Origin of the sequence: Altericroceibacterium endophyticum, from assembly GCF_009827595.1 — a bacterium.
GTDB lineage: Bacteria > Pseudomonadota > Alphaproteobacteria > Sphingomonadales > Sphingomonadaceae > Altericroceibacterium > Altericroceibacterium endophyticum.
The window spans coordinates 389,772-413,148 of record NZ_WTYT01000003.1; the positions used below are offsets into that span (position 1 = coordinate 389,772).

Here is a 23,377-nt window from a genome sequence, read left to right on the forward strand (position 1 = left end):
CCCAGAGGGAAGTTTTCCCTGCACCCTGCCCACAGGCTTGTGATGGGCGTGTTTTCCAACGCAAAACGGCCGCCCATCGGGCGGCCGTTTGCGGTCTGAGACAATGCGGAAAAATCCGCAGTCTTACATCAGACCATCCAGTTGATCATCGGGCGCTCAGCAGCACCGGCAACGAACAATTTTACAATACGCTTGAACATGGTGTCCTCCATAAAAATGTTGGGCACCTTCCGGTCATCCTGAGTCTTACTTTATGTTTCTTGCGCGCCATATGGTGGAGGCGGCATGAAGGCACAAATGCGAAAACTGTAAGACGTGTTGCGTGTTTCGCAACTTCGGAAGGTGCGCCGTAAACTCTTGATTCAAATTATGAAATACTTGGCCGGGGCGCTAATTCTTAGCTGTCGGCGGAGTCTGACTTGGCCATGGCGACAGTGCGCTTGGCTTCGTCCTGAGCTGCGCCGTAGGCGGCCTCACGGCAAGCGCGCCAGTAGCTGCGACCGCGCAGATTGCGGATGTCAGGCTTCTGGCAAGCATCGTCAACGGCGACTTCGATCCGCTGCTCAAGCTTGGCCTGATCGGCTGTGCTGGTCAGGTCGAGATCGGAATAGTCAATGCGGACGGTAACGGATTCAGCGGAAGCGGAGCTGGCTGCACCAGCAAGAGCGAGCGTGGCAGCAGCGGCGGCAATGAGAGTACGCATAGGAAAAATTCCCCTGTGTGAAAGTTCAGCCGCCTTTCATCTGGACATCCGTTTTTTTGTTATGCCCCTTTATCGCTGATCGGGCATCCGCCTACAAATGAGAAAACCAGCAGCGGAGTTGCAAGTTTTGCAATTGATGGCTTTTCACGCGGATTAAGGCGCTTTCTCGGGTGGACATCAGGGGGTAGGTGAGCTTAACGCGCTGGAATGGACCCTACGCATCTTCCCGATTCCATCCTCATTGTCGATTTCGGCAGCCAGGTAACCCAGCTCATCGCGCGCCGCGTGCGCGAAGCGGGTGTCTATTCCGAAATAACACCCTTTACCCAGGCGGAGGAGGCATTCCACCGGATGAAGCCGAAAGGCATCATCCTGTCCGGATCACCCGCTTCCGTCTGCGATGAAGGCAGCCCGCGGGCGCCCGATATCTTGTTCGAATCCGGCTTGCCGATTCTGGGCATCTGTTATGGCCAGCAGGTGATGACGCAGCAATTGGGCGGCGAAGTGCGCCCCGGTCATGAAACCGGCGATGGCGGGGAATTTGGCCGCGCATTCCTGACCGTCAGTGATGGCTGCGTTCTGTTCGATGGGTTGTGGGAAAAGGGTGAGCGGCATCAGGTCTGGATGAGCCATGGTGACAAGGTCACCAAATTTGCGCCCGGTTTCCGCATCGTTGCCACATCCGATGGGGCGCCTTTTGCTTTGATCGCCGATGACGAACGACGTTACTACGGCACCCAGTTTCATCCCGAAGTGTTCCACACGCCCGATGGCGGCAAGCTGCTGTCCAATTTCGTGCGGCATGTCTGCGGCCTTGCCGGTGACTGGACGATGGCGGAATTCCGCAAGACCAAGATCGAGGAAATTCGCGATCAGGTCGGCGATGGCAAGGTCATTTGCGGCCTTTCCGGCGGTGTTGATAGTGCGGTTGCGGCAGTCCTGATCCATGAAGCGATTGGCGAACAGCTGACCTGCGTCTTTGTCGATCACGGGCTGATGCGCATGAATGAAGCCGAACAGGTCGTCACCCTGTTCCGCGACCATTACAATATTCCGCTGATCCATGTGGATGCCGAAGAGCAGTTCATGACCGGCCTGTCGGGTGTCACCGACCCGGAAAAGAAGCGCAAATTCATCGGCGGCGCCTTTATCGATCTGTTTGAAAAAGAAGCGAAGGGCATTGGCGGCGCTGATTTCCTCGCCCAGGGCACGCTGTATCCCGATGTGATCGAAAGCGTCAGCTTCACTGGCGGCCCATCGGTCACGATCAAGAGCCATCACAATGTCGGCGGCTTGCCCGAACGCATGAATATGCAGCTGGTCGAACCCTTGCGTGAACTGTTCAAGGATGAAGTGCGCGAACTCGGCCGTGAACTGGGCCTGCCTGAGATCTTTGTCGGCCGCCACCCGTTCCCCGGACCGGGCCTTGCCATTCGCATCCCGGGTGAAGTGAACAAGGAACGCTGCGACATTCTGCGTAAGGCCGATGCGATCTATCTCGAAGAGATCCGCAACGCGGGCCTCTATGACGCGATCTGGCAGGCATTTGCCGTGCTGTTGCCGGTCAAGACCGTCGGCGTCATGGGCGATGGCCGGACATATGATAATGTCTGCGCCCTGCGCGCGGTGACGTCCACCGATGGGATGACGGCCGATATCTATCCCTTCGATGCCAGCTTCCTCAGCCAGGTTTCGACCCGGATCATCAATGAAGTGCAGGGCATCAACCGCGTGGTCTATGACTATACGTCAAAGCCCCCCGGCACGATCGAGTGGGAATGACGGGGCTGAGAATTCGTCCGATTGAAAAGCGCGATGCCGGATGTGTTGCCGCGCTATTCGAAGCGTTCGGATTCTCAACCTCTGCCGATACTTTCCCGCAGCGACTGGACCGCAGCATAGCTGCCGGAGATAATACGCTCGTCGCCGAGCGCGACGATGCCGTAATTGGCTGTATCGGGCTGTCACAGATGCACCCCGCGCATCGCGACGCGCCGGTCGGGCGGATCACAGTTCTTGTGGTGGCAGAAGAATTCCGCGGAGCCGGTATTGGAACGGCGCTCGTCAAAGCTGCCGTTGAACGATTCTCTGATGATGGCTGTACGATCGTGGAGGTCACCAGCCGCTTCGAACTCAAGCGGGCGCATGCATTTTACGAGAAGATGGGTTTCGGGCAAACGAGCGTCCGGCTTGCTCTTACCCGATGACGGAGCTTCCCCTCGGCCCGGACCCTCGCACTGAAACTCTTCGTCGTCTCCAGCCGCTGCTGGTGCAGCGCTTCGGACATATCCGGCGCGCGGCAGAGGAGTGGAGAGCGCCGGAATGGGTGCTGGTACAGGGCGTGATCGGGGCGCGAACAAAGTCCGAGGTCTCCAACGCTGCGACCGATCGCCTGTTGAAGCGTTATGGAAGCTGGGAGGGCGTCGCCGATGCGCCGCTTGAGCAATTGCAGCACGAGCTTTCTAATCAGACCTATCCCAATATCGCGGCGGAACGGCTGAAGGCCTCGCTCGCCGATCTGATCATGCGGCGCGGCTGCGTCGATCTGTCGCATCTCGCGAACATGGGCACCGAAGACGCGATGGACTGGCTCGAACAACTGCCTGGTGTCGGGCGCAAGATTGCGGCCGGTGTAATGAACGCCTCAACACTTGATCGCCCCGTGCTTGTGCTCGACAGCCATCACCGCCGTATTCTACAGCGCATGGGGCTGGTCCCGGCCGAGGCGGATACCGCGCGCGCCTATGCAGCCATCATGCCTGTGATGCCGCCGGAATGGCGGGCGGCCGACTATGACGAGCATCATCTGCTGATGAAAAAAGTCGGCCAGACCTGGTGCCGGCCTGCCCGCATGGATTGCGCGAATTGCCTGGCGCAATCGCTGTGCGAGACAGGGAAGTGCAATTCCGCAGATTAATGGCGTGAAGAATGATCGAGTGGTAATAATCAAGCTGGACGTGATTTTAGCGGGTGGCGGCGCAAGACTGCGCTTCAGTCGCGCATGATTTAGCAACAGGAGGCTGTCAGGTTTGAAAGAGACATTGAGCGTTATCGTCAAAGATTATGGCTGGATCCATGGCGGCATCGGTGTGCTGGGGAATCTGACCTTTTTTATCGGCAGTATCTTCTTCCTCCCGCGCTTCGAGGCCCATCTGACGCTTGGGGTCTGGTTGTTCATCGCCGGGTCCCTGCTGATGATGGTAGGTGCGGCGGGCGATCTGGTCGTGAAGATTCTGGACAGCAAAGACCAATAATCGCACCCTGTTGCCCTTAAGGGGGGTGTGACATGAAAAGACTGTGTTTCGGGCTGACGGTGGTGGTTGCTGGTCTGCTGCCAACGGCCGTCTTTGGCGCTGGGCCCTCTTACAGTGAAGCCGAGCTGACGCCTGACGGGCATATTGTCAGCCGGACTCTGGGTGATGACGGCGAGGGCGCAATCTATCAGGCTGGATCGATCAGCAAATTCGCCTGTTCTCTGGCTGCATTGCGATTGGCGGAGGCCGGGCGGCTTGATCTGGATGCGCCGCTCAGCGTCACCTTGCCCGAATATGAGAACCCGGCCGCGCAAGATGTGACGCTGCGTCAGGTTCTGGCGAATCGTTCCGGACTGCCTGATAGGCTGCTGGCGGCCTTTCAGGAGGACCCGGCCATCGCAACGGCAACACTTCCCCCTGCAGAGGCGGCAAACCGCTTCGCGGCTGGGGAGCTGGCTTTCACTCCCGGTGCGCAATGGTCCTATGATCTCGTGAACTGGATTGTCGCGCAGGCGGTGATCGAACGGGTTACCGGCAAAGAGCTGCCGGACGCTTTGGAAGAGCTGATATTCAAGCCGGCCGGAATGGGACACAGCCACGTGTTTCTTGGACAATTGGGGCCGGATGGTCAGGAACCGAGTGAGCCTGCACGGCCTTTGCCCAATTATCTGCGCTGTGCCGGAGGTATCGCAACGCAGCCCGGCGATCTGATTGCCTTGCTGCGATTTGCCGATCACGGCGGCTTAAGTGCCGCCTCGCTGAAGCAGCTCAACACCATTACCACGCCAGAACAGAATTACACGCTGGGCAGCAGGTATGAAGAGGTCGAAACGGCCGATGGCAAACGCTTCATCCGATGGCTGACCGGCAGCAATGGGCCGTATAAATCGGTTGCGGTCTATGACCGGGTGACGGACACGGGCTATGCGGCGATGAGCGCGCGTGATGATCGCGAGTTTATCCATCAAACACGCGACAGCTGGATATCGAACATCGGCAAGGGTGAAGACTGAGCTCAAGTCCTATTGTGCACAACTTAATGGGAAACAATTGGTGGCTCGTGCATAGCTGGTGTGAAAGGACGATTTTTATGAAAGCGGCTATTTACGAGAGTTTCGGCAAACCGGACGAGGTTCTGAAATGCCAGGAAACGGGCATTCCGGAACCGGAAAAAGGCATGGTGCGCGTCCGTATGGGGCTGTCCTCCATCCATAATCACGATCTCATCACGGTTGAGGGCAATTATGGCTACCGACCGGATCTTCCTGCCATTGGCGGTAGCGAAGGCATGGGAATCATCGATGCGCTGGGTGAGGGTGTAGAAGATCTGAAAGTCGGGCAGCGGGTTGCGGCGATGGGGGCCAAGGGCTCTTGGGCTGAATATTTCTGTGTCCCGGCGCGCGTCATTGTCCCTTTGCCCGGTGCCATAGATGATGAAACCGCAGCGCAGATGCTGGCGATGCCGCTCAGCGCCTTATTCGCGATTGATGCGCTGGGCGCGAAACAGGGTGACTGGATCATCCAGACTGCAGCCACTGGCGCCGTTGCCAAAGTGGTGGCGCAGGCCTGTCAGGATAAGGGCATCAATGTCATCGGCCTTGTCCGGCGCGATTCAGCGGTGAAGGAACTGGCCGATCTGGGTATCGACAAGGTCGTCTCTACCGAGAAAGACGATTGGCAGGATCAGGTGCGCCAGCTTTGCGGTGATGCACCCTTGATCGGTGCCATTGACGGTGTCGGCGGCGAGATTCCGGGCGAAATTCTGCATATGCTGGGGGAGAATGCGATCTTCCTCTCCTTCGGCGCCATGTCTGGCCAGCCATTGACCGTGTCACCCAATGATCTGATTCTGAAACAGATCGAGATGCGGGGCTTTTGGCTGGGTAAAATGCTCGAAACTATGGCGCCGGAACGGTTGGCAAGCTTTGTGAAGGATCTGGTTACACTCTTGGCCCAGGGCAAGGTCACGCTGGAGACCGACGGTGTCTTTCCGCTGGACCAGATCGACGAAGCCGCGCGTGCGACGCGTGCTGGCGGTAAATCCGGTAAAGTCCTGATAAAACCCTGATGATGACGCGTTCTTTGGGAGGGGGAATTGCTCCCTCCCAAAGGGCGCATCACTTCACCATGCGAAGCCAGCCTCGACGGCGCGCTTCTCTTGGTCACTACTTTCCCGGCCCAGCACGGTGTTGCGATGGGGGAAGCGGCCAAAACGCGCGATCATGGCGTAGTGCTCTTCCGCAAAGCGGCGCACGACTGGCAGGTTGAGCTGGGTGAAATATCGTTTGCTCAGCAGTTGATCAGCGATATTCTCGCTATGCATCAGGGGCATGCCAAGAAATTGGCGCTGATGCTGGCTGAGCGCGGCGTCAAACCCCGCCGCCAAAGCGCCCCGGCAAATTTCCCGGGCGCGGTGATCGAAGAAGAAGGATCGCGCGGAGCCGCGATAGATATTGCGCGGGATCTGATCGAACAGCAGCACCGCTGCGAGCGCGATCTGCGGATCATTTAAAAACCGCGATGCAGGCTGCCCGTGCAGAGCGAGCAGTTCGGGTTCAAACCGCTCGCGCAGGGCCGCATCCACCGCCTCTGTTGGCCCAAACCAGTCCGACGGACTTAGTTTGTGAAACCAGAAGTGGATAATTTCCGCGGCCCAAGGGCGCTGCATCGCCGTCATTGATCAATCAGGTTTGGTATAGGGTACGAAGTCGTCCAGAAATACCACCCCGGTCATAAACCCGCTTGAGCGATCGACAGTTTTGATGATGTCCTGGCTGCAAAGCTGGCTTCCGCGGCGTTCGATCACCAGAATGTCGTTCTTGTCCAGAGAGCGTGGATCGCGTGGTTTGGCGACATAGATGGTTTTGCCGCCATCATAGACCATCGCGGTTTCGTCAATGATCTTCAGGCGGTTCTGACTTGGCGTGAAGATGCAGCTTTGGGGTTCACCGGCGACCCGGCCTTCCAGCATCTTTTCGAGCCTGGCCTCACCCTTTTCGGCTGTTGTGGCCGCTTGGGCGGTGGTGCCGGTCAGTGCAAGGGCAGATGCAGCGATGGCGAGAAATGTCTTGTTCATAGTGTATTCTCCCATTGAAAGGCATGTTTAACCATATGCACGCTGAATAGAGCCTGACTCGCGATAGAATGAAACATGCGGCGAGTTCAGGCTGTGCCGCCCACCGTCAATCCTTCCACCAGCAGGCTGGGTTGCCCCACACCGGCAGGAACACTTTGCCCGCCTTTGCCGCACGTCCCCACGCCTTCATCCAGCGCCAGATCATCGCCGATGCCGATAATGCGGTTGAGAACCGAAGGGCCATCCCCAATCAGCGTGGCGCCTTTGATCGGCGCGCCGACCTTGCCATTTTTGACGCGGTAGGCCTCCGTGCAGGAAAAGACGAATTTGCCGGATACGATATCGACCTGCCCGCCGCCAAAGCTCTTGGCATAAATCCCGTCATCCAGACGGGAAAGCAACTCGGCCGGATCATCCTTGCCAGAGCGCATGAAGGTGTTGGTCATGCGCGGCATCGGCGCATGGGCGTAACTTTCCCGGCGGCCATTCCCGGTCGGTTCGACCCCCATGAGCCGGGCATTCAGCCGGTCCTGCATATAGGCTTTCAGAATGCCATTTTCGATCAGCACGGTTTCGCTGGTGGGCGTTCCTTCATCGTCAATCGACAAGGAGCCGCGGCGATCCACCATGGTGCCATCATCCACCACCGTCACGCCGGGGGCCGCAACTTGCTGCCCGATCTTGCCGGAAAAGGCGCTGGTGCCTTTGCGATTGAAGTCCCCCTCCAGCCCATGGCCGACGGCTTCATGCAGCAGCACGCCGGGCCAGCCGGGGCCGAGCAGAACCTTCATCTGTCCGGCGGGGGCATCCACGCTTTCCAGATTGGTCAGCGCTTGTGACAGCGCTTCGTCAATCGCGCGGTTCCACTGCACATCTTCAAACACATGATCGTAGAGGAAGCGCCCGCCCATGCCAAAGCTGCCGGTTTCGCGGCGGCCATTGCTTTCAGCCACGATTGAAACATTCAGGCGAACCAGCGGTCGGATATCGGTGGCAAGAAAGCCGTCAGGCCGGATGATTTCCACCACGCGCCAGCTGCCGGACAGGGAGGCACTGACCTGAGCGACACGCGGATCGCGCGCTCTGGCCGCTTCATCGATCCGTTCCAGCAGCGCGACCTTGCGCGCGAAAGGCACCGCGTCGAGCGGGCTCTGATCGGTATAAAGATGCCGGTTGGTGCTGCGCGGTGCAGGGGCCGAGGGGGCGGACGTCGGGTCCAGCAGGCTCAGCGTTTCGCCAGCGCGCAAGATCGCCGCTGCGCTGATATCATTGGCGTGGGCAAAGCCGGTCATTTCGCCCGAGACACCGCGCAGGCCAAAGCCGCCATCACGCGAATAATTACAGGTTTTCAGCCGGCCATCGTCAAATGCGAAAGTTTCGCTGACCCCAAATTCCAGAAACAATTCGCCATCGTCGCAGCTGGTCAGGGTCTGTTTTGCCAGACGCTGGGCTTCATCGGGGCTGAGTTTGCCTTCGCCATAAAGGAAAGCGCGCGGATCATTGCGAGTCATCAGGGCGATATAGGGTGCGTTATCGCGCGGGGAAAGCGTAGTCGCCTCAAGGCACACTGCGCGGAGCCTGCTCACAGGGACGGGCTTGCCCGTTCAGGGGTGCTCTATCGGGAGCCTATTAAGGCAGGATGCGCTCAGGCAGTGGCGCGTTTTGGCCACAGCCTGTTTACGCGGGGAAGCCGTTTCAGGCTGCGGTTTCGCTCGGTTCGGGCAGATCGCCGGGGCTCATTTCGTGGATGCCCTGCTCTGCCGCGCCGCCTTTCAGCACGAAACGCCGATCACAATAGCCGCATTCGACATAACCTCGCTCGTCTATTTCCATATAGACTCGCGGATGGCCCAAAGCGGCGGATTTGTAATTCTTACCCGCACGAATGGAGCCAGCACCATCGCACCAGACATGGCGCGTATCGACAAGGGTGGTTTCGGGCACATCGGTCATGCCTGCCCGCTTACCGCTCCCCGGCGATTCCTGCAATATGAAGCTTGTGCTTATCTCGGCTTATCAATGCTTGGCCTGAGGAGCGATGGGCAGTAGAGGTCCATTTCATGAGCGATGCAGCTATTTCAATCCGCAATTTGGTCAAGGAATATGCCAGCCAGGGCGAAGCACCGCCCAAGCTGGCGCTGAAGGGCGTCAGCTTCGATGTGCCCGAAGGCGGGATCTTCGGCCTGCTTGGTCCGAATGGGGCAGGCAAGTCGACGCTGATCAATATTCTGTCCGGTCTGGTCATGAAAACCTCTGGCGATGTCTCCATCTGGGGCCATGATATCGACCGGAATCAGCGCAATGCCAAAGCCAATATCGGCATTGTTCCGCAAGAAATCGTCTTCGACCCGTTCTTCACCCCGTTTGAAGTGCTGGAAAATCAGGGCGGCATGTATGGCATAGCCAAGGCCTTGCGGCGGTCCGAAGATCTGCTGAAAGCGGTGCATCTGGAGGATAAGCGCAATGCCTATGCGCGGTCCCTGTCTGGCGGGATGAAGCGCCGCCTGCTGATTGCCAAGGCGATGGTGCATTCGCCGCCCGTGCTGGTGCTGGACGAACCGACAGCCGGGGTTGATGTGGAATTGCGGCGTCAGCTGTGGGAATTGGTCACCGAACTCAACCGTGAAGGTGTGACGGTGGTGCTCACCACGCATTATCTCGAGGAAGCCGAGGAATTGTGCGAGCGGATTGCGATCATCAACCATGGGGAGCTGATCGCCAATAAACCCACGCGCGAATTGGTCGATATGACGCGGGAGAAGATCGTGGTGCTGACCGTGGACCGCGATATTGATGTGCTGCCGGATGATCCGGCCTTCCTGCGCTGCGAAAAAGCCGGCGATCAGATCATGGAAATCGCATATGACAAGGATCGCGCCAATGCCGGTCAGGTGATGAGCGTGGTGCAGGAAAAAGGCTTCACGATTCGCGATGTCACCACCCGTGAAGCCGATCTTGAAGATGTGTTTGTCAGGCTGACGACCGAGGCTCAGGCAGCGGAGCCTGCCAGCGCCGGATAAGCGGACGCTTGCAGCACAGGGTTTTGCGGGGCATGACGCTACGCAAATGGCTAACAATGAACATGAATATGACGTCCTCGTCATCGGGTCCGGTGCGGCCGGGCTGACCGCCGCACTATCGCTTGCCACCAAATGCCGCGTGCTGGTGCTGGCCAAGGGGCAACTTAACAGCGGCTCCACCGCATGGGCACAGGGCGGCATTGCCGCGGTGCTCGACGCGGGCGACACATTTGAAGACCATGTCGCCGACACGATGGACGCTGGCGCCGGGCTTAATCGCCGCGAAACGGTGGAATTCGTCATTGAGCGTGCACCCCATGCGATTGACCGTCTGTGTGAATTGGGCGTGCCCTTCAATCGCGATGGGCAGGATCTGCACCTGACGCGTGAAGGGGGCCATTCGCACCGCCGGATCGTGCATGTGAATGACGCGACCGGCTGGGCAGTGCAGGCTGCCTTGCTGAAAGCGGCAGAGGAAAATCCCAATATCACTCTATTGCCCGATCGGACCTGTATCGATCTGATTACCGGCAAGAACGAGAAGCGCTATTCCGGCTCCGGCCATGTCTGGGGCGCCTATGCGCTGGATGCGGCTACGGGCCGGGTTGAGGCTTATGTTGCGCGCACGACGGTGCTGGCATCGGGCGGGGCGGGGCGGTGTTACCTCTTTTCCACCGCGCCGCGCGGTGCGACGGGGGACGGCATCGCCATGGCCTGGCGCGCGGGCTGCCGCGTTTCCAACATGGAGATGATGCAGTTCCATCCCACCTGTCTCTATAATCTGGAGGTCAAGAACTTCCTGATCACAGAGGCGGTGCGCGGAGAGGGCGGACATCTCAAAATCCCGCCCGGCTATCCCGGGGCGGGCGAACGCTTCATGCCCGCTTTTGACAAGCGCGCGGAACTGGCGCCGCGTGATATTGTGGCCCGCGCCATTGATCATGAGATCAAGCGGCTGGGCCTTGATTACGTGCATCTGGACATCAGCCATAAATCGCCGGAATTCGTACGTGAACATTTCCCGACGATTCATGAAAAACTGCTGGGCCTGGGCATCGATATGACGCGCGAGCCAATCCCGGTGGTGCCCGCGCAGCATTATACCTGCGGCGGTATCCTGATCGACCTTAATGGCAAGACCGATCTGCCGGGCCTCTATGCGGCCGGAGAATGCACGGAAAGCGGTCTGCATGGCGCCAATCGGCTGGCCTCCAACAGCCTGCTGGAATGTTTTGTATTCGGCGAAGCTGCCGCGCGCGACATTCTCGAAAAATGGGATGAATTCGACGCCCCGCCGCCCATCCGTCCGTGGGATGAAAGCCGGGTGACGGATTCAGATGAAGAAGTCGTGATCAAGCAGAACTGGACCGAAATTCGCCGCTTTATGTGGAATTATGTCGGCATTGTGCGCACCACCAAGCGGCTGGAGCGGGCCGCGCACAGGATCAAGATGCTCGATGACGAAGTGGCGGATTTTTACGGGCATTTCCGTGTCACGACCGATCTGATCGAATTGCGCAACTTGCTGCAATGCGCCGATCTTATCGTGCAATCTGCCTTGAAAAGGCGTGAAAGCCGGGGGCTGCACTATACGCTGAACTATCCGGGCTTGCTGGATGAGGCACGCGATACCGTCCTTGTTCCGTGATCCCTGCCTGACGGGGCGCGTCACAGCGCGCGCCAGTTTCGCAAGCGTCTCAGGTTACATTTCAGTGCCTTTCAGGGCCGCAAAATTTCGCGGTTGGATTCGATTGGTCCAACGGGCTGATCACTTCGGTTCCAGCAAAATATTTCTGCACTGATTCATTTTGAGTCTTGCGCGGCGCGGCAACCGAGGATGCTCCACGCGTCGCTGCGTATTAGTCGAATAATACACTCCCGATAACCTCCCAAATGTCCCTCATCGATAGCCTCAGAGACCTTGAGTCCTCAATGGTTTATGTCCTATTAACCCCATATGTAGTGCCAAGAGTTCATTCGATGCACAACATGTAGAAATCCCATACCTTGGGTGGGTTTTAGGAGAAAAGAGAATGTTGAAGCGCAAACCACCTGTCGAAGTCGCGGGGTATTTGAACAGGCTGATTTTCGTTGTGGATATCTTCAGCGGGAAATGGGGCTGCAAATGGTATTCGGTGATCAATGAGAGTGGGGCAGATGAAGATGTTTCACCGTGATTGGGCGAGTCGGATCTCTCTGACTGCTCTTTTAGTGCCGCCGTGACATTGGTTAACGGTCACGGTTGACTTTAGAAGCTGAGAGATTCAAAACCCCACTGGTAGTAAGGAGCTGTTAGAGGCACACAAGATGATGTGCATCATTCTCCAAAGATCTTTCTATGAAAGCGCGTTTTCGGCGTGATGGCACTCAGAAGCAAAGTACTTCTGAGCGTATGTTATCGCTCGCTGAGAATCATATAAACAAAGGGGCTAGGCATGGCATTCAACAATGTTAGCGAAGATTATGATGATGCACTTAGCTCCACTCAGGCGTCGTCGAATAAGATTAAAGATGAGAATTTGGTAGCTGAAAAAGCCGCCGAAGCCTTGAGCGGCGCAATGGCGGAAGCGGCCAAAGCCTCAATGGAGCCTGAAATCACTTCGCACACTGTTCGCGACCGGCGTTTCAATGTTGTCACCGATGAAAGCCGCGATGCCTTGCTGACCGAATTCGGCAAGGAAACGCTGATCGACCGTTATTTGCTGCCCAATGAGAGTTTTCAGGATCTGTTCGCCCGCGTGGCGGATGCCTATGCCGACGATGCGGAACATGCGCAGCGTCTGTATGATTATATTTCGCGTCTCTGGTTCATGCCCGCCACGCCTGTTCTGTCGAATGGCGGCACGGGGCGAGGTCTGCCGATCAGCTGCTATCTCAATTCCGTGGAAGACAGTCTGGAAGGGATTGTCGGCACCTGGAACGAGAATGTCTGGCTTGCCTCGCGCGGCGGCGGCATTGGCACCTATTGGGGTAATGTTCGCGGTATTGGCGAACCTGTCGGCCTAAATGGCAAAACCAGCGGCATCATACCCTTCGTGCGGGTGATGGACAGCCTGACGCTGGCCATTTCGCAAGGGTCGCTGCGTCGTGGTTCGGCCGCGTGCTATCTGGATGTATCGCATCCCGAAATTGAGGAATTCCTCGAAATCCGCAAACCTTCTGGCGATTTCAACCGCAAGGCGCTCAACCTCCATCACGGTGTGTTGCTGACCGATGAATTCATGGAAGCAGTCCGTAGTGGCGATGATTTCGATCTGAAGAGCCCGCGTGATGGCACCGTGCGGAGCACGATCAATGCGCGCGCCTTGTTCCAGAAGCTCGTTGAAACCCGCCTGGCCACGGGCGAGCCCTATATCGTCTTCTCCGACACGGTGAACCGGATGATGCCGAAGCATCACCGCGATCTGGGGCTGAAGGTTTCCACTTCCAATCTGTGTTCGGAAATCACGCTGCCGACCGGGATCGACCATCTCGGTAATGACCGCACCGCCGTATGCTGCCTCTCATCGCTCAATCTTGAAAATTGGGACGAATGGAACGGTGACAAGCTGTTTATCGAGGACATCATGCGCTTCCTCGACAACGTGCTGCAGGATTATATCGACCGGGCACCCTCTGAAATGGCGCGGGCGAAATATTCTGCCATGCGTGAACGTTCCGTGGGTATGGGGGTCATGGGTTTCCACTCCTTCCTGCAGGCCAAGAATATCGGCTTTGAAAGTGCGATGGCCAAGACCTGGAACCTGAAAATGTTCAAGCATATCAATGCCAAGGCAAACGAGGCGTCGATGGTGCTGGCCAAGGAACGCGGGCCGTGCCCCGATGCCGAGGAAATGGGCATGATGGAGCGTTTCTCCTGCAAAATGGCGATCGCGCCGACCGCATCGATCAGCATCATTGCCGGCGGCACCAGCGCCTGTATCGAGCCGATCCCCGCCAATATCTATACGCACAAAACCCTGTCGGGCAGCTTCATCGTCAAGAATCCCTATCTGGAGAAGGTTCTGCGCGAGAAGAGCAAGGATTCGACCAATGTGTGGAATTCCATTCTCGAAAACGGCGGTTCGGTTCAGCATCTCGATTTCCTCACCGCAGAGGAAAAGGCCGTGTTCAAGACCAGCTTCGAAATCGATCAGCGCTGGCTGCTTGAATTCGCCGCCGATCGCTCGCCCTTCATCGATCAGGCGCAGAGCCTCAATCTCTTTATCCCGGCAGATGTCGATAAATGGGATCTCTTGATGCTCCACTTCCAGGCTTGGGAAAAAGGTATCAAATCGCTCTATTATCTCCGCTCAAAGAGCGTGCAGCGCGCCGGTTTTGCCGGCGGTGTCGAAGCCGATAACACCAGCGATGCGGCGAAATATGAATTCAATGCCGGTGAGCAGACCGATTATGAGGAATGCCTCGCCTGCCAATAAGCAGTGCTGGTATAAACATGTTTCAGGCGGGGGCTCTCATTCAGGGCCTCCGCCTTTTTCATGATTTTCTGCGCCGCAATCACCGCGAGATTGCGCGATTTGACTGATAAAAACCCAGTCCTGTCGCGGCAAAAAAGGACGCGGACACGAAAAAAGGACGCGGACACGAAAAAAGGCGCCTGCGATTTACCCGCTGACGCCTCTTGAACCTGAATATCGCTCCGTGCCTTTAACTGTCTGCCTGACCGCGGCCCCCATAACCACGTTCCGAGACATCGGGAGCCTTCTTCATTTCCGAACCACCGCTGGCACCATACCCGAAACCCTGTTGCCCGGTTAAGGCATCGTCACTGTCATGGCTGCTTTGCTCGCCTTCGACTGGCCGGCCTTCCTGTTGCGCTTCGGCGCGGATACCTTTCGTCAAGGTGCTTTCCTGCGAATCACCATGCTGCAGCGATGGCTGATTCAGATGATATTGATTCGTTTCGCTGATTGCGGAGTCCGAAATTCCGTCTTCCTGTTTTTCGCCGCGCGAATCATCAGATTTTTGTTGGCCCATAGCTGGCCTCCTTCGGTTGGTATTCGGGTCCGGATAAACCGGGATTACCTGTTCAACGACGAACAGAGCCCCGATGTTCCGAATGGCGCTCTGACCCGTTTCCTGCGCGGGGCCGGCAGAGGCCTTTAATGGTCGCCCTGTGCTATGGCTGGCGAACATATTTTTCCACGATAGTGATCCGGTTTATCGTCGATTTTCGATCCGGATTCCTCTATCACTCCAATCTCGGATCAACCCACGGAGACACAACATGTCGTTGCTTGAAGCACGCAAGACCTACAAGCCCTTTGAATACCCGTGGGCTTTTGATTTCTGGAAGAAGCAGCAACAGGTCCACTGGATGCCAGAGGAAGTTCCCCTGGGTGAGGACTGCCGCGACTGGGCTCAGAAGCTGACAGACCATGAGCGTAATCTGCTCACCCAGATCTTCCGTTTCTTCACGCAGGCCGATGTCGAGGTGCAGGATTGCTACCACGAAAAATATGGCCGCGTGTTCAAACCGACCGAAGTGAAGATGATGCTGGCGTCCTTCTCCAATATGGAAACCATCCATATTGCGGCCTACAGCCATCTGCTCGACACGATCGGTATGCCGGAAAGCGAATATGGCATGTTCCTCGAATATGCCGAGATGAAGGACAAGCACGACTACCTTCAGAAATTCGGTGTCGATAATGATGAAGATATCGCCCGCACGCTGGCCATGTTTGGCGGCTTTACCGAAGGTGTGCAGCTGTTTGCCAGCTTCGCGATGCTGATGAATTTCCCCCGCTTCAACAAGATGAAGGGAATGGGGCAGATCGTCAGCTGGTCTGTGCGCGATGAAAGCCTGCATTGTGAAGGTATCACGCGCCTGTTCCACGCTTTTGTGAATGAGCGCAATTGCCTTACCAAAGCGGTGAAGGATGACATCGCTGACCAGTGCCAGACCACGGTGCGGTTGGAAGATGCCTTTATCGATCTCGCTTTCGAAATGGGCCCGGTCAACGGAATGACGCCCAAGGAGATCAAGAAATATATCCGTTACATCGCCGATTGGCGATTGCAGCAGCTGGGTATGAAGCCGATCTATCTGATCGAGGAGCATCCATTGCCGTGGCTCGCGCCGCTGCTCAACGGTGTGGAGCACGCCAATTTCTTTGAAACCCGTTCGACCGAATATTCCAAGGCTGCAACACGCGGCAATTGGAACGATGTCTGGGACAGTTTCGACAAGCGTCGTCAGGCGAACGCCAATGACACGGAAGAAGAGCTGGATGACGGCCCCGGCCTGTTCGGTGACAGCGGAGTGCAAGCGGCTGAATGATAGGCGCTATGTCTCCGTCAATTGCTTCGCGTAAATGCTGAATGCATCGCGGGAGAGGTGCCAATGGGCATCTCTCCCGCAGAGCAATAAGGACTTTCAGATCAGCAGCATGCCATGTTCGAACCGCACGATGAACCGCCTCAATTGAGAACCAATGCGAAATGGCTCTGGTTCGTTATGATCGCACTCCTGATTGCGCTGGCGATCATCTGGGCGCTTGATCCCGAGGTCGAGCATAATCAGAATTCCGCTGAACACTCTGTGCTGGCTGAGCGGTAGAGCATTCTGCTGAAACGGCTGGCGGCCGGCAGCAGTCCGCCAGCGTCAGGCTTACATTATGTCTCAGGTGATCCCGGCTTTTTTTCGTCCAGCGCGCCGGTCGCCTTCGCATAGCTGAGGCTGTCCAGATAGTCCTGGACCTTGACTGCCCGGCCATTCTCAACCGTCCAGATTTGGAGCCGCGGGGTTTCCAGAATCCGCAAGGTTTGCCGGTTGCGATATTTGGATCTTCCCTCCCAAATCACACAGTTTCCTGAGCTGGTGAGCTTTATCGTCTCCACCGACAGGACTTCCCAGCGAAGGGCGACGGAGGCGAACCAGTGAAAGGCATGCCGTTTTCCCAGGAAAGGTCCGGCAGTAGGATCTTGGGGTAAACACTCGGAGAGAATAGTGTGAACTTCCACATTCTCGGCCAGCAGGTTGAAAAACTGCTCCGGCGTGTGGCCGCTGCTCTTATCCCAAGAGGAATAGGCCGCGGCCAGGCGGCTCATGAAAACATTCATATATTGCGTCCCATTTTATTGGGGGACACAGAACCTCTCCCGGTTAGGGTGTCAAGCTATCGGCGATAGCATAATGCGATTAATACGCAGTTGTAACCGGCTGAATGCGCGCGAGGCTCCCTTCTCCGCAGCGGATCGTGACTTCACGATAGCTCTCCAGCGCCGGTTTCAGCGTCCCACGAATGGGCTGCCACCCGCCGGGGGCATCGGCGTCTGCACTCAGCTGCAACACAAATTGCTGACCCGGTGGCAGCATCCGGTCCGATATGCCCGGTTCCAGCTTGGCGGTGGTGCCTTTTGCCAAATAAACCTGTCCAGTAACGATCAGGCTGCGGCTGGTGCCCGGGCCGGGCATCGCATTTACCCATGCCTGCCAGTCTTCGCTGGCCGGGCATTGTTCCTGCTCGGCGGGGGTAACGCATCCGGTCAGTGCTGCTCCTGAAAGCAAAAGCGCAGCTAATCCGGTGGTCGATTGCCGTGACATAAAATACTCCTGGCCTAAACCGGACAGACGGATGAATGGCGCCATTGTTCCGCTAACTGAATCGCTTTTGCCTTAATTTCACGGCCTCGAACTGTACTGCGCCTTTGCAGCGGGAGGTCAATCCCGCTACAGCGCGCCCGATCATGTAGGAGATCATGGGAATGGCCGGTATGGGCAGTGATGGGCAGGACAAGACGACGCTGACAAAGGCGGAAACGCTGATTGAGGCGCTACCCTATTTCCAGCGCTATGCAGGGCGCACTTTCGTGGTCAAATATGGCGGTCACGCAATGGGCGACCCGGAAGCGGCTCGGGACTTCGCCGAAGATATCGTGTTGCTGAAAGCTGTGGGCATCAACCCTGTGGTGGTGCATGGCGGCGGCCCGCAAATTGGCGCCATGCTGAAAAAACTCGGCGTCGAATCGAGCTTTATCGACGGGCTGCGCGTGACGGATAAAGCCACGGCTGAGATTGCCGAAATGGTTCTGTCAGGAGCGATCAACAAGGAGCTGGTCAGCTGGATCGCGCGCGCTGGCGGCAAGGCGATCGGTATTTCTGGCAAGGATGGCGGCATGGTCACTGCCACCAAGGTGCAGCGCACCACGCGCGACCCCGAAAGCAACATCGAAAAGGCAGTCGATCTCGGTTTTGTCGGGGAACCTTCCCATATCGATACGACAGTGCTGAAAACGGTCAGTGCTGCCGGAATGATCCCCATCGTGGCACCGATTGGTGCCGGTGAGGATGGCCATACCTACAACATCAATGCCGATACGATGGCCGGCGCCATCGCTGCGGCTCTTGGTGCAGCGCGCCTGTTTCTGCTGACGGATGTGAGCGGCGTGCTGGACAAGGAAAAGCGGCTGCTGACGGATCTGATCCCCGCCGACATCGCCGAGCTGCGTCAAAATGGAACCATTAGTGGCGGGATGATCCCCAAGCTCGAAACCTGCGTAAAAGCGGTCGAGGCTGGTTGCGAGGCGGCCGTGGTGCTGGATGGACGTGTACCGCATGCGATGCTGCTGGAATTCTTCACGTCCCGCGGGGCTGGCACACTTATAAAGGCGCAATAATCATGCGGACAATTCTTCTCGCCACGATGCTGCTGTCATTGGCTGCGTGTCAGAATTCAGCCGAACCGGAGCCTTCGGACGCTCCGTCAGAGCAACCCTCGCAAAGCCTCTCTTCGCAAGATGGGGCTGTGGCGGTTCCGGTTGCAAGGCAAACGTCGCAGCCGGCTGGATCTGACGAGGGAGCCGATCTGCTGGACCGCGCCGCTTTGCAGGAAAGAGACAAGCCGGAGCGTGTCGCGCGCTATTTCACCTCGGCATTGATGCTGGGCGATTATAAGGCTGCAGCCCAGGCCTGGCAGGAGGATCAGCGCGACGCCGCCAGCCTGCGCAAGCTTTTCGGACAATATGACGATTTCGGGCTGCAATTTGGCGAAGGCGAGACCGAAGGCGCGGCCGGGTCGCTCTATTACACCGCGCCGGTTACGCTGATTGCCAATCATGGGCAGGTTAAACGGACCGGGACCATTACGATGCGCCGCGTGAATGATGTGCCCGGTGCCACGCCCGAGCAATTGGCCTGGCGGATCACCAAGTTTGAATTGAATGACTAATGCGTATTAGTCGGTTGATACACCTGCCCTTGCTGGGCTAGGTCCCGACCATCAAGCGAAAGGTCCATTATCGTGTTATTTGCAACACTTGCACAAATCGTCGGCTATCTGATTTCGGTCATCATCGTTCTGGTGATCGTGCAATTCGTGCTGAGCCTGCTGATATCGTTCAATGTCGTGAACATGCAGAATGATTTCGTTGCGGCCATCTGGCGCGCGATCAACGCTCTGCTCGACCCGTTGCTGGCGCCGATCCGGCGGATCATGCCGGATACCGGTGCGATCGATTTCTCACCGCTGGTGCTGATCGTGGGGCTCAACGTAATAAGCATAATTCTGAACAATCTGGCCTATGGGAGTATTTGATGGGTGCCGCTTTAATTGACGGTAAGGCTTTCGCGAAAGATCTGCGGGACAAGGTCGGCGAATTCGCCGCTAATTTTGAACAGCGTTCTGGGCGCAAGGTCGGCCTGGCCGTGGTTCTGGTAGGGGAAGATCCCGCCAGTCAGGTTTATGTCCGCAGCAAGGGCAAGGCGACAGTGGCCGCAGGAATGAATTCCTACGAGCACCGCCTGGACGATACTGCCAGCGAAGAAGAATTGCTGAGCCTGGTGGAGCAGCTCAATCAGGACCCCAAAGTCGACGGAATTCTGGTTCAGTTGCCGTTGCCGAAGCATCTCGACGAACAGAAAGTCATCTCCACGATTGATCCGGACAAGGATGTGGACGGGTTCCATATCATCAATGCCGGTCGTCTGTCGGTGGGTCAGGAAGGCTTCGTTCCCTGCACGCCGCTCGGCTGCCTGATGCTGATCAAGGATCAGCTGGGTGATGATCTCTCGGGCAAGGATGCGGTCGTAATCGGCCGTTCGAACATTGTCGGCAAGCCGATGGCGCAATTGCTGACCGATGCGAATGCCACCGTGACGATCGCGCACAGCCGGACCAAAGATCTCGAAGCGACCGTCAAACGGGCAGATATTGTCGTGGCGGCTGTCGGGCGGCCGGAAATGATCAAGGGTGACTGGATCAAGCCAGGCGCCACTGTGATCGATGTGGGCATCAATCGCGTGCCGGGTAAGGAAGAAGGCAAGACCAAACTTGTCGGTGATGTCGATTTCGACAGTGCCAGCGATGTTGCCGGCGCCATCACGCCCGTTCCCGGCGGTGTTGGTCCGATGACCATTGCCGTGCTGCTGCGTAACACGCTCGTCTCGGCCTATCGCCGCGAAAACATCGCATTGGATAAAGACGCAATCTGATGCGCCGGGGCCTGGCGATCATATTGTCAGGTCTCGTCCTGTCCGCCTGCGCGTCTGGCCCATCCGGGCACCGGGGCGCGGGCGGCATAGCTTTCCGACCAGCGGCGAATCCGACCGGGGTGCTGACCGCCGATCTGGCTTTTGCACGAGCCTATCAGACTGACGGCCTGGATCATGCGCGGCGGGACTATGCTTTCGAAAACACGGTTTTTCTGGGCCCGGACGACCGCAATGGCCTGCCTGCCATGACGGGCTGGCGGCCCTATAATGTCTGGTCCAGCTGCGATGGCTCGCTCGCCGCAACCTATGGTGCTTATGAGCAATCAGCGCGGAATTTCGGTGATTATGTCACCATTTGGCGCCGCGCAGAGAAGGGTGAATATCGCGCGGTGGTGCGGCTTGCCCGCCAGTTGCCGGCACCCGCAAAGCGCCCGGAGTTTGCGCAGGCGAAAACCGCGCAATGTGGTGCCGATCACCTTTTCCATGACGCGCGGTCAGATAGGCCCGATTTCTCTGCCATAGACCCGACAGCACCATCAGGCGCCGCGTTTGATGATACGCTGACCTATCGCTGGGCCGCAGATGACGACAGTTTCATACGGGTGTCCATGATGCGTGACGGGGAAATGCAGCCGATTATCGACTTTCACTCTCCAATGCGCGAGAAGGGCGAGCGATGATCGAGCTTTTTCTTTCTGCCTTCGTGACGCTGTTCGTCATTATTGATCCGCCGGGATGCGCCCCGATCTATGCCGGATTGACCGCCGATGCGCCGGAAAATGACCGGCGTTCCATGGCGATTCGCGCGACCGTGATCGCGGCGATAATTCTGTTCGGCTTTGCCTTTTTTGGTGCGCCTTTGCTGGATGCGCTGCATATCGAACTCGATGCCTTTCGCATTGCAGGCGGCATCATGCTGTTCGTGATTGCACTCGACATGGTGTTCGAAAAACGGACGCAGCGGCGCGAAGAACGTGCGGAAAAACTGATGTCGGAGCCGGTAATCGAAGATGTTTCGATTTTCCCGATGGCGATGCCAATGCTGGCTGGTCCTGGCGCGATTGCATCGATCATGCTGCTGATGAGCGGGGCAGAGGGCTGGCCGCAGCGTTTCGTTATTCTTGGCGCGCTGGGCTCGGTGATGTTGCTGACGCTGATTGCTTTGCTGGCCGCCGGACGTTTGATGAAGCTGTTCGGCACGCGCGTAGAGGCCGTTATCACCCGCCTGCTGGGCGTGTTGCTGGCCGCGCTGGCGGCGCAATATGTGATTGACGGATTGCGCGGCAGTTTCGGGATTTAAGCCGGAGCGAAGAGCGAGGCCGTTACTGTAGCGTGGCGCGGTCCTCATCCGGATCGCTGCGTCCGAAAAATTCCATCAACTGAATCAGCAATTCGCAGCGGGCACGCAGGTCGGGGGCTTCGAGCAGGGCTTGCTTTGCTGCAGGGTCGAAGGGGGCAATCTGACTGATTCCATTGACCAGCGACATATCGTCGAGCCGTTCAACCGAATCCCAATCCACGCTATATCCTTGCAGATCGGCAAACCGGCGCGCTTCGTCTTCCAGCCAGGCGCGCTCAGCAAAGCTGATCGCTTCATCATCTGAATCGTCGAACAGCTCCGCCTCGATCTGGCGGAAGCTGGTGGACACGTCCAGCTCGCGCAACATGCGGAACCGCGCCACCCCTTCCAGCACGATATTGTAGCGACCATCCTCCAACGCTTCGACATCTTCAATCCGGCCAAGGCAGCCGATGGAAAAAAGCGCCGATTCGTCTTCGGGCTCCATGGGCTGGATCAGCGCGATCTGGCGATCGCGGGCCAGCGCATGTCCGACCATGTCGCGATAGCGCGGCTCAAATACATGCAAGGGCAATTGCAGGCCGGGGAACAGGATCGCCCCCTGCAAGGAGAATATAGAGAGCCGCGCGCGTTTCATTTCATCACCCGAACAGGATCAGGGATAGCCGCCGGCGGCTGGCCGATACCCAAGGATCTTCTAGACCGACAGCTTCAAAAATCTGCAGCAATTTGGCTTTGGCCGCGCCTTCATTCCATTCCGGCTCCGCTTCGATCATGCGCAGCAATGTATCCGCTGCCTCGTCGCGTTCGCCCGCAGCAAAGGCTGCCTGAGCAAATTCGAACTGCGCATCCATATCGGCCGGACGTTCAGCGGCGGCGGCCCGCAATGTCTGCAGCTCACCATCATCCGGCGCATCTTCGGCGAGGGCCAGTGCGCTGGCCGCCTGCGCAATGCTGGGGTCTTCTTTCAATGTATCGGGCAGGCCATCAAAGACCTGTTGTGCCTGTTCCACATGGCCGGCAGCGATCAGAGCGCGGATAAGCCCGGAATGCACGGCGGCATTGTCGGGGGCCATCTGGGCGATCTGCATGAAGACGCTGGCGGCACGTTCTGCATCGCCATCCGCCAGAACCTGTTCGCCCATGGCGATCACTTGTTCCAGATCGGCCGGCTGGCCACCAGCCTGTCCGCCGTCATCGGTGCCTGCTTCGATGGGGAGCTTTTCCAGCAATTGGTCCAGCATCTGTTTCAACTGGCTTTCTGTCCGCGCGGGAGTGAGGTCAGCGACGGGCTGCCCCTGAAACATCGCATAGACAGTGGGAATGGAACGCACCTGAAACTGCGAGGCGATGAATTGTTCTTCATCGACATTCAGCTTGTGGAGAATCACGCCCTTATCGGCATATTCTGCCGCGACCTTTTCCAGCATCGGGGCCAGCGCCTTGCACGGCCCGCACCATTCAGCCCAGAAATCGAGAATGACGAGCTTGGTCTGTGACTTTTCGACGACCTGCGTGCGAAACCGTTCAACTGCCTTTTGTTCGTCGATGTTGAGGCCTGTGGTTGCCAATGTATGCTCCCGTCATTG

General features: G+C 57.5%; 28 protein-coding genes. 18 read left to right on the forward strand and 10 right to left on the reverse strand.

Annotated features, from left to right (window positions below):
- Positions 1–397: 397 nt before the first annotated feature.
- Complete coding sequence (locus GRI91_RS08870; protein WP_160736283.1) at positions 398–703, reverse strand: UrcA family protein; 306 nt, start codon at positions 701–703, stop codon at positions 398–400.
- A gap of 207 nt (positions 704–910) precedes the next feature.
- Here GRI91_RS08870 and guaA point away from each other — a divergent pair, with 207 nt between their 5' ends.
- The 6 genes from guaA to GRI91_RS08900 all read left to right on the forward strand — a co-directional run bounded on the left by guaA (position 911) and on the right by GRI91_RS08900 (position 6,025).
- Positions 911–2,485 (forward strand): glutamine-hydrolyzing GMP synthase, encoded by a 1,575-nt coding sequence (gene guaA, locus GRI91_RS08875; protein WP_160736284.1) that lies wholly within the window; start codon positions 911–913, stop codon positions 2,483–2,485.
- Positions 2,482–2,910 carry a GNAT family N-acetyltransferase gene (locus GRI91_RS08880; protein ID WP_160736285.1) on the forward strand — a complete coding sequence of 143 codons (429 nt, stop codon included), beginning with the start codon at positions 2,482–2,484 and terminating at the stop codon, positions 2,908–2,910. The genes guaA and GRI91_RS08880 overlap by 4 nt, the downstream gene beginning before the upstream one ends.
- Complete coding sequence (locus tag GRI91_RS08885) at positions 2,907–3,620, forward strand: endonuclease III domain-containing protein (protein ID WP_160736286.1); 714 nt, start codon at positions 2,907–2,909, stop codon at positions 3,618–3,620. The genes GRI91_RS08880 and GRI91_RS08885 overlap by 4 nt, the downstream gene beginning before the upstream one ends.
- Before the next feature lie 112 nt (positions 3,621–3,732).
- Positions 3,733–3,957: a YrhK family protein gene (locus GRI91_RS08890; RefSeq protein WP_160736287.1), complete on the forward strand. Its 225-nt coding sequence runs from the start codon at positions 3,733–3,735 to the stop codon at positions 3,955–3,957.
- Between the two features lie 32 nt (positions 3,958–3,989).
- Entirely contained in the window at positions 3,990–4,970 is a 981-nt protein-coding gene (locus GRI91_RS08895; protein WP_160736288.1) for a serine hydrolase domain-containing protein, read from the forward strand.
- Positions 4,971–5,047: 77 nt separating this feature from the next.
- Positions 5,048–6,025, forward strand: coding sequence for a zinc-binding dehydrogenase (locus GRI91_RS08900; RefSeq protein ID WP_160736289.1), 978 nt, complete (start codon positions 5,048–5,050; stop codon positions 6,023–6,025).
- A gap of 54 nt (positions 6,026–6,079) precedes the next feature.
- Here GRI91_RS08900 and GRI91_RS08905 read toward each other — a convergent pair whose 3' ends face one another.
- The 4 genes from GRI91_RS08905 to GRI91_RS08920 all read right to left on the reverse strand — a co-directional run bounded on the left by GRI91_RS08905 (position 6,080) and on the right by GRI91_RS08920 (position 8,986).
- Entirely contained in the window at positions 6,080–6,634 is a 555-nt protein-coding gene (locus GRI91_RS08905) for a DUF924 family protein (RefSeq protein ID WP_160736290.1), read from the reverse strand.
- 3 nt (positions 6,635–6,637) lie between these two features.
- Positions 6,638–7,033 carry a hypothetical protein gene (locus GRI91_RS08910; protein ID WP_160736291.1) on the reverse strand — a complete coding sequence of 132 codons (396 nt, stop codon included), beginning with the start codon at positions 7,031–7,033 and terminating at the stop codon, positions 6,638–6,640.
- Positions 7,034–7,119: 86 nt separating this feature from the next.
- A complete protein-coding gene (tldD, locus tag GRI91_RS08915) occupies positions 7,120–8,544 on the reverse strand; it encodes a metalloprotease TldD (protein WP_160736400.1) in 1,425 nt (474 codons plus the stop codon).
- A 184-nt stretch (positions 8,545–8,728) separates the two neighbouring features.
- Positions 8,729–8,986 (reverse strand): zinc-finger domain-containing protein, encoded by a 258-nt coding sequence (locus GRI91_RS08920; RefSeq protein WP_160736292.1) that lies wholly within the window; start codon positions 8,984–8,986, stop codon positions 8,729–8,731.
- 107 nt (positions 8,987–9,093) lie between these two features.
- Here GRI91_RS08920 and GRI91_RS08925 point away from each other — a divergent pair, with 107 nt between their 5' ends.
- The 4 genes from GRI91_RS08925 to GRI91_RS08940 all read left to right on the forward strand — a co-directional run bounded on the left by GRI91_RS08925 (position 9,094) and on the right by GRI91_RS08940 (position 14,471).
- Entirely contained in the window at positions 9,094–10,053 is a 960-nt protein-coding gene (locus tag GRI91_RS08925) for an ABC transporter ATP-binding protein (protein ID WP_160736293.1), read from the forward strand.
- Positions 10,054–10,099: 46 nt separating this feature from the next.
- Positions 10,100–11,701: an L-aspartate oxidase gene (gene nadB / locus GRI91_RS08930; protein WP_160736294.1), complete on the forward strand. Its 1,602-nt coding sequence runs from the start codon at positions 10,100–10,102 to the stop codon at positions 11,699–11,701.
- 385 nt (positions 11,702–12,086) lie between these two features.
- On the forward strand, positions 12,087–12,230 hold the full coding sequence (locus GRI91_RS08935) for a hypothetical protein (protein WP_160736295.1): 144 nt from the start codon (positions 12,087–12,089) through the stop codon (positions 12,228–12,230).
- Positions 12,231–12,488: 258 nt separating this feature from the next.
- Positions 12,489–14,471 carry a ribonucleoside-diphosphate reductase subunit alpha gene (locus GRI91_RS08940; RefSeq protein ID WP_160736296.1) on the forward strand — a complete coding sequence of 661 codons (1,983 nt, stop codon included), beginning with the start codon at positions 12,489–12,491 and terminating at the stop codon, positions 14,469–14,471.
- A 229-nt stretch (positions 14,472–14,700) separates the two neighbouring features.
- Here GRI91_RS08940 and GRI91_RS08945 read toward each other — a convergent pair whose 3' ends face one another.
- The gene (locus GRI91_RS08945; protein ID WP_160736297.1) at positions 14,701–15,030 is read right to left on the reverse strand and encodes a hypothetical protein; all 330 of its coding nucleotides are present in this window, start codon (positions 15,028–15,030) and stop codon (positions 14,701–14,703) included.
- A 250-nt stretch (positions 15,031–15,280) separates the two neighbouring features.
- Here GRI91_RS08945 and GRI91_RS08950 point away from each other — a divergent pair, with 250 nt between their 5' ends.
- Positions 15,281–16,336: a ribonucleotide-diphosphate reductase subunit beta gene (locus GRI91_RS08950; protein WP_160736298.1), complete on the forward strand. Its 1,056-nt coding sequence runs from the start codon at positions 15,281–15,283 to the stop codon at positions 16,334–16,336.
- Between the two features lie 114 nt (positions 16,337–16,450).
- Positions 16,451–16,615, forward strand: a complete 165-nt coding sequence (locus tag GRI91_RS08955) for a hypothetical protein (protein ID WP_160736299.1) — start codon at positions 16,451–16,453, stop codon at positions 16,613–16,615.
- A gap of 56 nt (positions 16,616–16,671) precedes the next feature.
- Here the strand turns inward: GRI91_RS08955 and GRI91_RS08960 are convergent, their stop codons facing one another.
- Positions 16,672–17,118 carry a nuclear transport factor 2 family protein gene (locus GRI91_RS08960; protein ID WP_160736300.1) on the reverse strand — a complete coding sequence of 149 codons (447 nt, stop codon included), beginning with the start codon at positions 17,116–17,118 and terminating at the stop codon, positions 16,672–16,674.
- A gap of 79 nt (positions 17,119–17,197) precedes the next feature.
- Positions 17,198–17,602 carry a hypothetical protein gene (locus tag GRI91_RS08965; protein ID WP_160736301.1) on the reverse strand — a complete coding sequence of 135 codons (405 nt, stop codon included), beginning with the start codon at positions 17,600–17,602 and terminating at the stop codon, positions 17,198–17,200.
- Between the two features lie 170 nt (positions 17,603–17,772).
- On the opposite strand from GRI91_RS08965, the gene argB reads away from it, so the two are divergent.
- From argB to GRI91_RS08995, 6 genes are all read left to right on the forward strand, one after another.
- Complete coding sequence (argB, locus tag GRI91_RS08970) at positions 17,773–18,675, forward strand: acetylglutamate kinase (RefSeq protein ID WP_160736401.1); 903 nt, start codon at positions 17,773–17,775, stop codon at positions 18,673–18,675.
- A gap of 2 nt (positions 18,676–18,677) precedes the next feature.
- Complete coding sequence (locus tag GRI91_RS08975; RefSeq protein ID WP_160736302.1) at positions 18,678–19,226, forward strand: hypothetical protein; 549 nt, start codon at positions 18,678–18,680, stop codon at positions 19,224–19,226.
- Positions 19,227–19,298: 72 nt separating this feature from the next.
- A complete protein-coding gene (locus GRI91_RS08980; protein WP_160736303.1) occupies positions 19,299–19,592 on the forward strand; it encodes a YggT family protein in 294 nt (97 codons plus the stop codon).
- On the forward strand, positions 19,592–20,488 hold the full coding sequence (gene folD, locus GRI91_RS08985) for a bifunctional methylenetetrahydrofolate dehydrogenase/methenyltetrahydrofolate cyclohydrolase FolD (RefSeq protein ID WP_160736304.1): 897 nt from the start codon (positions 19,592–19,594) through the stop codon (positions 20,486–20,488). Before GRI91_RS08980 ends, folD begins: the two co-directional genes overlap by 1 nt.
- Positions 20,488–21,168: a hypothetical protein gene (locus GRI91_RS08990; protein ID WP_160736305.1), complete on the forward strand. Its 681-nt coding sequence runs from the start codon at positions 20,488–20,490 to the stop codon at positions 21,166–21,168. Before folD ends, GRI91_RS08990 begins: the two co-directional genes overlap by 1 nt.
- Positions 21,165–21,788 carry a MarC family protein gene (locus GRI91_RS08995; protein WP_160736306.1) on the forward strand — a complete coding sequence of 208 codons (624 nt, stop codon included), beginning with the start codon at positions 21,165–21,167 and terminating at the stop codon, positions 21,786–21,788. Before GRI91_RS08990 ends, GRI91_RS08995 begins: the two co-directional genes overlap by 4 nt.
- Before the next feature lie 22 nt (positions 21,789–21,810).
- Here GRI91_RS08995 and GRI91_RS09000 read toward each other — a convergent pair whose 3' ends face one another.
- Positions 21,811–22,425, reverse strand: coding sequence for an LON peptidase substrate-binding domain-containing protein (locus tag GRI91_RS09000; RefSeq protein ID WP_160736307.1), 615 nt, complete (start codon positions 22,423–22,425; stop codon positions 21,811–21,813).
- A 4-nt stretch (positions 22,426–22,429) separates the two neighbouring features.
- Complete coding sequence (gene trxA / locus GRI91_RS09005) at positions 22,430–23,359, reverse strand: thioredoxin (protein WP_160736308.1); 930 nt, start codon at positions 23,357–23,359, stop codon at positions 22,430–22,432.
- Positions 23,360–23,377 lie beyond the last annotated feature (18 nt).

Bases quoted from the DNA above. Each gene is read 5' to 3' on its own strand.
- GRI91_RS08870 (WP_160736283.1), bottom strand. From the start codon at position 703: ATGCGTACTCTCATTGCCGCCGCTGCTGCCACGCTCGCTCTTGCTGGT.
- guaA (WP_160736284.1), top strand. From the start codon at position 911: ATGGACCCTACGCATCTTCCCGATTCCATCCTCATTGTCGATTTCGGC.
- GRI91_RS08880 (WP_160736285.1), top strand. From the start codon at position 2,482: ATGACGGGGCTGAGAATTCGTCCGATTGAAAAGCGCGATGCCGGATGT.
- GRI91_RS08885 (WP_160736286.1), top strand. From the start codon at position 2,907: ATGACGGAGCTTCCCCTCGGCCCGGACCCTCGCACTGAAACTCTTCGT.
- GRI91_RS08895 (WP_160736288.1), top strand. From the start codon at position 3,990: ATGAAAAGACTGTGTTTCGGGCTGACGGTGGTGGTTGCTGGTCTGCTG.
- GRI91_RS08900 (WP_160736289.1), top strand. From the start codon at position 5,048: ATGAAAGCGGCTATTTACGAGAGTTTCGGCAAACCGGACGAGGTTCTG.
- GRI91_RS08905 (WP_160736290.1), bottom strand. From the start codon at position 6,634: ATGACGGCGATGCAGCGCCCTTGGGCCGCGGAAATTATCCACTTCTGG.
- GRI91_RS08910 (WP_160736291.1), bottom strand. From the start codon at position 7,033: ATGAACAAGACATTTCTCGCCATCGCTGCATCTGCCCTTGCACTGACC.
- tldD (WP_160736400.1), bottom strand. From the start codon at position 8,544: ATGACTCGCAATGATCCGCGCGCTTTCCTTTATGGCGAAGGCAAACTC.
- GRI91_RS08920 (WP_160736292.1), bottom strand. From the start codon at position 8,986: ATGACCGATGTGCCCGAAACCACCCTTGTCGATACGCGCCATGTCTGG.
- GRI91_RS08925 (WP_160736293.1), top strand. From the start codon at position 9,094: ATGAGCGATGCAGCTATTTCAATCCGCAATTTGGTCAAGGAATATGCC.
- nadB (WP_160736294.1), top strand. From the start codon at position 10,100: ATGGCTAACAATGAACATGAATATGACGTCCTCGTCATCGGGTCCGGT.
- GRI91_RS08935 (WP_160736295.1), top strand. From the start codon at position 12,087: ATGTTGAAGCGCAAACCACCTGTCGAAGTCGCGGGGTATTTGAACAGG.
- GRI91_RS08940 (WP_160736296.1), top strand. From the start codon at position 12,489: ATGGCATTCAACAATGTTAGCGAAGATTATGATGATGCACTTAGCTCC.
- GRI91_RS08945 (WP_160736297.1), bottom strand. From the start codon at position 15,030: ATGGGCCAACAAAAATCTGATGATTCGCGCGGCGAAAAACAGGAAGAC.
- GRI91_RS08950 (WP_160736298.1), top strand. From the start codon at position 15,281: ATGTCGTTGCTTGAAGCACGCAAGACCTACAAGCCCTTTGAATACCCG.
- GRI91_RS08955 (WP_160736299.1), top strand. From the start codon at position 16,451: ATGTTCGAACCGCACGATGAACCGCCTCAATTGAGAACCAATGCGAAA.
- GRI91_RS08960 (WP_160736300.1), bottom strand. From the start codon at position 17,118: ATGAATGTTTTCATGAGCCGCCTGGCCGCGGCCTATTCCTCTTGGGAT.
- GRI91_RS08965 (WP_160736301.1), bottom strand. From the start codon at position 17,602: ATGTCACGGCAATCGACCACCGGATTAGCTGCGCTTTTGCTTTCAGGA.
- argB (WP_160736401.1), top strand. From the start codon at position 17,773: ATGGGCAGTGATGGGCAGGACAAGACGACGCTGACAAAGGCGGAAACG.
- GRI91_RS08975 (WP_160736302.1), top strand. From the start codon at position 18,678: ATGCGGACAATTCTTCTCGCCACGATGCTGCTGTCATTGGCTGCGTGT.
- folD (WP_160736304.1), top strand. From the start codon at position 19,592: ATGGGTGCCGCTTTAATTGACGGTAAGGCTTTCGCGAAAGATCTGCGG.
- GRI91_RS08990 (WP_160736305.1), top strand. From the start codon at position 20,488: ATGCGCCGGGGCCTGGCGATCATATTGTCAGGTCTCGTCCTGTCCGCC.
- GRI91_RS08995 (WP_160736306.1), top strand. From the start codon at position 21,165: ATGATCGAGCTTTTTCTTTCTGCCTTCGTGACGCTGTTCGTCATTATT.
- GRI91_RS09000 (WP_160736307.1), bottom strand. From the start codon at position 22,425: ATGAAACGCGCGCGGCTCTCTATATTCTCCTTGCAGGGGGCGATCCTG.